The sequence below is a fragment of the Actinoplanes sp. NPDC051633 genome (assembly GCF_040681735.1).
In the GTDB taxonomy this organism is placed as follows: Bacteria; Actinomycetota; Actinomycetes; order Mycobacteriales; family Micromonosporaceae; genus Actinoplanes.
Genome location: NZ_JBFAZH010000261.1, coordinates 1 through 7,978 on the forward strand (window position 1 = coordinate 1; position 7,978 = coordinate 7,978).

The following is a 7,978-nucleotide window of genomic DNA, read 5'->3' on the forward strand; positions in this document are numbered from 1 at the left end:
GCCGCCGAGGCTGACACCGGCCAGCCTCGGCGGCTATTACGCGCCGCGGGCCGCCGCCTTCGAGCCCCGGGTCGCCGCCGTCGCCGGCATCAGCGGGCCCTTCCGCTTCGGTGACATGTGGGACGACCTGCCGCCGATGACCCGGCAGACGTTCGTGGTCAAGTCGTCCGCCCGCGACGACGAGGAAGGCCGGCGCATCGCCCTGACCCTGGACCTGAGCGGGGTGTGCGAGCGCATCGCGGTGCCCGCCCTCTACGTCACCGGAGCGAAGGACCGGCTCATCCCGTGGCAGCAGACCCAGCGGCAGGCCGACGAGACACCGAAGGGCACGTTCATCAACTTCCCGGACGGCAACCACGGCGTCTCGAACATGCCGTCCAAGGCGCGCCCGATGATCGCCGACTGGATGGCCGGCCAGCTCACCTCGCCGCCGCGATAGTTTCGGGGTGCCATGGGTTCATCCCGGCTGATATATCCTCACGGAAGCGGCGGTGTCGCCTCATCGCCGTTCGCTGCTCCAGACCTCGGTAGCGCACCGAATTTCACAGGTGCCACTACCAGGCGCCCCTGGAGCAGCCGTGACCACACACCTTCGCCCCGCCGGCCCGATCCCGGCTCCGGTGCGCCCGGCGCAGCCACCCTTCCTGGTCACCACCGGGACCGACCGCCGGGCACTGTCGGTGGGCGTCGTGGCCGATGCGAGCGGCGCGGTGATCGAGATGACGGTGCACGGCCGATGGTCGCAGCAACTGGCCGCCAAGGCGGCCGCCACCCTGCAGCTGTGCCTGGCCGGACCGACCGCGTCGATCATCGTCGATCTGCACAGTCTGGCCGATTCCAACGGGATGAGCCGCCCGTTCTGGGTGGCGGTGGAGCGGACGGCTCGGCTCGGGCCGGCCCCTTTCCGGCTGGCCCTGTGCCTGACGCCCAAAACGATGCTGGACAACCGGTTGCGGCATTCCGAAGCTCATCGACCGCTGATGTTCGCCACCATGCCGGAGGCGCGGCAGGCGATCGCGGAGCGGCTGCCGCACCCCCGCCGGGTGCAGACGCGACTGGCGCCGCAGCCGGAGTCGGTGCCGGTCGCCAGGGAGATCGTCGCGCGGGCATGTCGCACCTGGCGGCTCTCCGAGCTGCGGGACGACGCCATCCTGGTCATGTCCGAGCTGGTCGCCAACGCCGTGCGGCATGCTCGCACCGACCTCGTGGTCACCGTGTCGAGCAACGGCTCCCTGATGCACCTGGCCGTCCGTGACGGCGACACCCGATTCCCGCGCCTGCTCGACCCGGGCCCCGACGGCGGGGCGTCCGCGGTGGACGAGCGGGAGCATGGTCTCCGGCTGGTGCACTCGGTCGCCGCCGCCTGGGGCGCCATGCCCGCCCGCGGCGGAAAGGTCGTCTGGGCCACGGTGTCCCCGGGCACGCCGGAGCGGGAAACCGGCTCGACAGAGCCGGGGTCATCCGTCCCGCCCGGCCTTGACCGCGCTGCGGGGGACCACATCACGAGCCATCGGTTCTGACAACGCCGGCTGCGAAAAGCCCTCGTGCCCGGAAAGGCGCGGCATCGCCGAATACGCGTACATTGAGCGTTGTACGGCTCGTCAATCTTCGTTGACGGCCAGCGTCCAGCAGGCGCGTTGCCCCAGACCTCGGCAGCCAGAGCGGAACCGTTGAGTTCAGAGCCGAGCCTCCAGCAGGGCCTGACCGTGCACCGTGGTCGCGGAATGCCCTGCCCTCACGCGACCTCGGACCGGGCCGCCGCGTCACCACTCGGTCTCGCCGGGCGCGCCTCCGCGTGCCGGGCGTTCCTGCGCCCCTGTGCTCACATGCCCCGGGCGACCGTCTCATCCGTTGGAGGTAGACGACCATGACCGTAGCGTCCCACTATCCGGTACGCGTCGATGCGCGCCTGGACCCGCACCTGTCCCGCTGGCTGTGGCTGGTGAAGTGGATCCTGTCCGTACCGCACTACATCGTGCTGGTCTTCCTGTGGATCGCATTCGCCGTGCTGTCGGTGGTGGCGTTCTTCGCGATCCTGTTCACCGGCCGGTACCCCCGGCCGATCTTCGAGTTCAACCTCGGCGTGTTGCGGTGGGGCTGGCGGGTCAGCTACTACGCCTACAGCGCGCTGGGCACCGACCGGTATCCACCGTTCACCCTGGCCGAGGTGCCGGAATACCCCGCGCAGCTGCACGTGCCGTACCCCGAGCACCTCTCCCGCGGGCTGGTTCTGGTGAAGTGGTGGTTGCTGGCCCTGCCCCATCTCCTGATCGTCGGCGTGCTCGCCGGCGGCGGGGCCTGGTTCGCGGTCAACTCCGACACCGACAACTACAGCTGGACAGGCGGCGGCCTCATCGGGCTCCTGGTGTTCGTCGCCGCCATCGTGCTGACCTTCACCGGCCACTATCCGCGCGGGCTGTACGACTTCATCCTCGGCCTGAATCGCTGGGTGCTGCGAGTCGCCGCGTACACGGCGTTGATGACCGATGCCTACCCACCTTTCCGCCTGGACAGCGGCGGCGAGGACCCCGCAACCACCACCATCACACCGGTCGCCTGACGAGCCGTCGCGGCCCGAACGATGCCTGGCCGGTCCGTGCGGACCGGCCAGGCCGGGCAACGACGCCCGAGCCGCCGCAATCAGTTGAAGTCGACCACCTGCAGGTTGAGTGGGAGCTGGCGTCGGTGGGTCCCGGCCAGCGCCGGACCGATCGGAGTGGGGGCGCCCTCGAACATGATGTTCTCGTCGGTCACCGTACCCGGGCTCGTGAATGTGTAGAACTGGAACGGCAGGCCGTCGGAGTCGAACGACGGGCGTCCACGGCCCGCAGGTTGCCGTCGACCGGGGGGATGCCGGCGCGATGGCCGTTGGCCGAGTCGCAGCAGCCGTTGACCGCCACCCATCCGGCACCGCGCAGCGGCGGGGAGATCGTGACCGGCTGGTGCCGCGACACCGTCGTCCGCCCGGCCGGGTAGGGCGACGGCGTCGGGAATCCCGGTGGGGCGAAGTCGGGATCGAAGCTGATGGTGAGGCGTGCACCAGTCTGCGGGGGAGTGGCGCGCGGGGCGAGCCTCCGGATCGCTGGTGGAGGGAAGGACGCGCCCGGCGTCACCGGGCGCGTGCCGCGATCAGTCGGTGCAGACCTGCAACGGGCCGGGAACCGCGCGGTCGATCAGGTAGCGATCGATGACGCTTCGGGCGCAGGGCGAGGTGAAGTACGAGGTGTGGCCGTCGCCGACGCGGGTGAAGACCACGCTGCCGCGGATCTGCCCGGCGAGGACGTGCGCCCACTTGTAACCGGTGTTCGAGTCGTGCGTCGCGTTGACGATCAGCACCGGGGGCACCCCGCGGACGTCGAGCAGGCGGGGCGGGTTCGCCGGCGGCACCGACCACCCGATGCAGCGGTTGATCAGCCAGCTCTGGCTGCCGCCCTGCAGGTGCGGCGCGAGGTGCCGGCCCAGCTGGATGCGACGCTGCATGTCGGCGAAGGTGCGCACCTCCACCGCGTAGTCCTGGCAGGCGTTCGCGGCCGCGCCGAAGAAGGGGTGGGTGCCGTTCGTCAGTGGCGGGGTGGCGAATGCCGACGCGTCGCCGGCGAGCGTGTCGCGGATCGCGGCGCCGAGCTGGATCCAGCCGGCCACCGGGGCGTGCGCGGCGGCCTCTTTGAACTCCAGGTACGGCGGGGTGTTGAGGCGGATGTCCTCGCCGTTGACCGGATGGTCCGCACCGGCCACCGGGATCGGCGAGGCGTCGGCGCGGGCGACCATCTCGTCGTACACCCGGGCCACGTCCTGTCCGGCCATCGCGCAGGTCGACGTCGTCCGGCACCACTCGGCGAACCGGTTGAAAGCGTCCTCCTCGGAGGCGATCTCGTCGGCCAGCAGGCTCAGGCTCGACCCGCTGTGGTCCAGGGCGGCGTCGAAGATCATCGCCCGGACGCGCTTCGGGAACAGGTCTGCGTAGTTGGCGCCGATCTGGGTGCCGTACGACAGGCCCAGCCAGTTGAACGTCCGCTCGCCGAGCCCGATCCGCACGGCCTCGTGGTCACGGGCGACGCTGACGGTGTCGACGTGGCCCAGCAGCGGGCCGGTCTGCTCCAGGCAGCCCCGGCCGAGTTCCCGGTTCAGCCGGAGCATCTGGTCGAACTGTGCCTGGGTGCGGGGGAAGAGAGTGAATCCGGGTTCCGGGTCGGGGACGCGGCAGGAGATCGGCGCGCTGCGGCCGACGCCACGGGGGTCCACACCGATGATGTCGAAGCGGGCCATCAGCTCGGGGGAGATGAACAGTTCTGCGCCGGTGGCGATCTGGACGCCGCTGCCACCGGGCCCGCCGGGATTGACGAACAGCGCGCCGACGCGGCGTGCGGGGTCGGAGGCGGGGCGCCGGGCCAGCGCCAGCGTGATCTTCTCGCCGCGCGGATGGGCCCAGTCCAGCGGAACGCGCAGGGTGCCGCACCGGACCTCGGGTCTCTCGGGACACGGAGTCCAGCTGATCGGGAACGCGTCGCGTCCGGTGTGGGCTGAGTTGGCGGCCGATGCGCTCGGTGTGGCCACAACGGCCCCGAGCATGAGGCCGAGGGCGAGCAGACGTGTCTTCATGGTGTTCCTCCGTGCCAGGAGGGGGTCAGGGACCCAGAGGGTTGCGGGCGTGCGCGCGCCGCGCCGGCCCGCGGCGGAGGCCGGGCCGGGACGACCATGCGATCATGAGCGGAGGGATGCACGTGCCTGCGGAACGCCGGGGACGCGGGAGAGACCTCGACCGGACGGGCCTGACCGCACGAGGCGGTCCGTCGGCCGCCGGGGTCCTGGGCGACACCGACAGGGTACGCCTGCCGGCGGTGTTCGGAGCTCCGAACTTAATGGACGCTGAAAGCATGCGGATCGCCGGCTGGATGACGTCCGTTTCAGAACTCCCACGTGGCGGGCGCGCGCGGGTCGGGCATGTAGGTGCAGTACGTACCGGTGCGGATGGTGCGGCCGAGGTGCTCGCCGAGCTGGTGATGGCAACTATCGATCCGCGTCATCGCCTGGCGCACCGCGCGGGTGACAGCGGCTCGAGCGCGCTCGGACGCGGACCCGGCTCGTCGCGCCCGGCCGCTCAGGCCGAACGCGCGGGCGAGCTCCCGGACGAGGAAGTCACGTTCGGCGTCGGCCTGGGCCGCTCGTTCGGCGTCCCCGGTGGCGCGCGCTTGGGCGAGGTCGTCGTCGATCTCGGTGAGGCGGCGGCGGTAGGCGTCCTTGGCCCGAGCGTCGATCATCTCGCCCGCGTCACCGAGCGGGGAGTGCGGCAGGTCGCCAATTCGGCTGCGTTCGGGCGATGCACCGGAGCCGGTCTCGGCGGCGACGAGATCGAGCACGTGGAACTCGCGGCCCGGCTCCGCGAGTAGCCGCGCGAGGTAGTGCAGGCCCTTGAGATCGCGTACGTGGGCGGTGTGGCCGTCGAACACAAATGACCAGTAGTCACCGTCGCACCGGAAGACGCTGGTGCCGGCACGGGGTTGCGGGTCGGATGCCTCGTGCTGTTCGACGCGTGCGGGTGCGGCCGCCGGCGTGGACCGAATCCCCTCGAGGATCGCGCGGGCCGCCTCGCGTTCCAGGACGGCGCGGTGCTCGCTGCCACCCGCGGCATGGGCGTCGGCGAGAACCAGGCGGGTGATCGCGGTTTCGTACGGGGCACCGACTTCGTTCCAGAGTCGCACCGCCTCGAACAACGATTGTTCCGCGCCCGCCGCGTCGCCGCGGGCCAGCCGTACCCTTCCGCGTGCCAGGGTGGCGCCGGCGATCAGCGCTTTGCTCTCGAATCGGGCGGCGGTGAGCTCCAGTTCGTCGGCGGCCGTGGCGGCCCGGCCGATGTCGCCGGCCGCGATCTCTATTTCGACCTGCGCCTCCAGCAGGGGCGCGCGCTGGAGGCCGGTGTTCGGTGGCCGCTCCTTGGACGGCAGCCGCAGGGGCTGCTCCAGGGCGTCGCGGATGGCGGCGGCCGCGGAGGCCGGGTCTCCCTGGGCCAGCCGCACCAGCGCCAGCCCCGGTTGGGGATCCCACCCGGCGCGGTGAGCGGCCAACAAGGCCTCCTCCGCGCCCGGGATGTCCGCCTTGCACATGCGGATCCGTCCGAGCTCGGTCAGCGGCCACCCGAGCTCGCGTCGCAGATGCGGGCGCAGCTCCTCGAAGGCCATGAGCGCTTGACTCTCCGCCTCGTTGCACAACCCGCGCATTCTGAGGATTTCGGCGCGGTGGACCCGGCATCGTCCGCGCAGGGTGCCGATGGCGTTCGTCTCGCACCACCGCTCCATCACCTCGGTCCACTGCTCGGCCACGTCGTATTGGGCGAGTCCCTGCAGCGCGCACACGAGCTCGCAGTAGACGACTCCGGTCGACAGCAGATCGAGGTCCCCGGACACCGTCGCCACGCCGGCCTGGTCGAGGAGCGCCAGACCCTGCCGGACATCGCCGTCCAGGATGAGCAGCCGCGCCTCTGCCACCCGCGCGATGGCCAACGCCGCGGGGTCACACTGCGATCCCACCTCGACGGCGACCCTCGCCCAGTGCCGAGCGCCCGGCAGGTCGCCGGTCAGCATCCGCTCGTAGGCACGGACGACCGCCAGCCAGGCGTGCGCCGGCGTCGCGGCCCGGCCTTCGAGAAGCCGTTCCCCGCGCGCCAGCCAGCCGCGCACCGGTGCCATGAGGGCGGTGTCGAAGAGCAGGTGCATGGCGACGCGTACGGCCGCCCCGGCGGCTGCGATCTGGTCACCGGCTCGGATGGCTGCCGCGTGAGTCCGTTCCCACGTCTCGATGGCGGAGTCGAGATGGCCGGCCGCGTAGGCGACCTCGCCGAGAACCGGTAGATCGGCGGGTGTCAGGGCACCGGCCCCGTCCGCCTCCGTGAGCAGATCGAAGGCCTGCTGCCACTCGCGACGGGCGGCAGCGGCGCGGGCGCGCTCGACAAGGCCGGGATCGGTGCCGTCGCTCATCGCAGCCGCGCCCCACTCGTAACCGTGGGAGTTACCGCGGTAACAGTCCTGCTCACGCACCTCGGCTGGAACGACGAAAGCCCGGCTTGACGAGGCAATCCCGAGGGGGAGTCATGACCAGCACCAACATCAACCAGCAAGTGATGTCCGCGGCCGTACCGCACGTCCCGCGCACCGGAACCGTCCGCACCAACGGGCAGGACCTGTTCTACGAGATTCACGGAGACGGCCCTCCCCTCGTACTGGTGATGGGCATCGGATACGACTCATCGCTGTGGACACTGCAGCAGGTCCCCGTCCTGTCCACCCGCTTCAGCGTTGTCCTCCTCGACAACCGCGATGCCGGTCGCAGCTCCCGAGCCGGTCACCCGTACACCATCGCCGACATGGCGGACGACGTGGCGGGTCTGCTGGACGCGCTCGACATCCACCGTACCCATCTGCTCGGCTTGTCGATGGGAAGCATGGTCGGGATGGAGTTCGCACTGCGACATGCGGATCGCCTCGATCGGTTGGTGCTCGCCGGCCCGAGCGCCGCGCCTGCCCGCAGCGCCGTCGACCCGATCTCCCTCTGGAACTGGGTGAAGGCCAACGACTCGAGCGGAGAGGTGTTCGGTGCTCAGCAGCTCGCCTGGCTGTTCTCGTCGGCCTTCCTTCGCAATCAGCAGGCGGTCCGGGAGACGACGGCTCTGCTGGCCGGCAATCCCAACCCGATGGGGCCGGAGGACTACGGCCGCCAGGCTCAGGCCTATCTGGCCTTCGACGCTCTTGATCGGCTCGGCGGCATCCAGGCCCCCACCCTGGTGATCGTCGGTGAGCAGGATCTGCTGACGCCGCCGTGGGTCGCGCGCGAGGTAGCCTGCGCGATCCCCGCAGCCCGTTTCGAGGTCGTCACCGGCGACGGCTCATCACACGTGCTGCCACTGGAGCGCCCGGAGGACTTCAATCGGTTGGTGATGGATTTCCTGGCCGGGTGACATCTCCCGACCGAGCGGACCAGGGATCAG

Annotated in this window: 5 protein-coding genes and 1 pseudogene; 4 read left to right on the top strand and 2 right to left on the bottom strand. The window is 70.8% G+C overall.

Annotated features, from left to right (window positions below; all coding sequences use genetic code 11):
• From AB0M20_RS16815 to AB0M20_RS16825, 3 genes and pseudogenes are all read left to right on the top strand, one after another.
• Positions 1-439, top strand: a pseudogene (locus tag AB0M20_RS16815) (hypothetical protein); the annotation flags it as partial.
• 139 nt (positions 440-578) lie between these two features.
• Positions 579-1,520: an ATP-binding protein gene (locus AB0M20_RS16820; RefSeq protein ID WP_364298984.1), complete on the top strand. Its 942-nt coding sequence runs from the start codon at positions 579-581 to the stop codon at positions 1,518-1,520.
• A 347-nt stretch (positions 1,521-1,867) separates the two neighbouring features.
• Complete coding sequence (locus AB0M20_RS16825) at positions 1,868-2,560, top strand: DUF4389 domain-containing protein (RefSeq protein ID WP_364298986.1); 693 nt, start codon at positions 1,868-1,870, stop codon at positions 2,558-2,560.
• Between the two features lie 569 nt (positions 2,561-3,129).
• Here AB0M20_RS16825 and AB0M20_RS16830 read toward each other — a convergent pair.
• Both AB0M20_RS16830 and AB0M20_RS16835 read right to left on the bottom strand, forming a co-directional pair.
• Positions 3,130-4,599, bottom strand: a complete 1,470-nt coding sequence (locus AB0M20_RS16830; RefSeq protein ID WP_364298988.1) for an alpha/beta hydrolase — start codon at positions 4,597-4,599, stop codon at positions 3,130-3,132.
• A 305-nt stretch (positions 4,600-4,904) separates the two neighbouring features.
• Positions 4,905-6,971 carry a hypothetical protein gene (locus tag AB0M20_RS16835; protein WP_364298990.1) on the bottom strand — a complete coding sequence of 689 codons (2,067 nt, stop codon included), beginning with the start codon at positions 6,969-6,971 and terminating at the stop codon, positions 4,905-4,907.
• 113 nt (positions 6,972-7,084) lie between these two features.
• Here AB0M20_RS16835 and AB0M20_RS16840 point away from each other — a divergent pair, with 113 nt between their 5' ends.
• Entirely contained in the window at positions 7,085-7,948 is an 864-nt protein-coding gene (locus tag AB0M20_RS16840) for an alpha/beta fold hydrolase (RefSeq protein ID WP_364298992.1), read from the top strand.
• Positions 7,949-7,978 lie beyond the last annotated feature (30 nt).

Bases quoted from the DNA above. Each gene is read 5' to 3' on its own strand.
- AB0M20_RS16830 (WP_364298988.1), bottom strand. From the start codon at position 4,599: ATGAAGACACGTCTGCTCGCCCTCGGCCTCATGCTCGGGGCCGTTGTG.
- AB0M20_RS16825 (WP_364298986.1), top strand. From the start codon at position 1,868: ATGACCGTAGCGTCCCACTATCCGGTACGCGTCGATGCGCGCCTGGAC.
- AB0M20_RS16840 (WP_364298992.1), top strand. From the start codon at position 7,085: ATGACCAGCACCAACATCAACCAGCAAGTGATGTCCGCGGCCGTACCG.
- AB0M20_RS16835 (WP_364298990.1), bottom strand. From the start codon at position 6,971: ATGAGCGACGGCACCGATCCCGGCCTTGTCGAGCGCGCCCGCGCCGCT.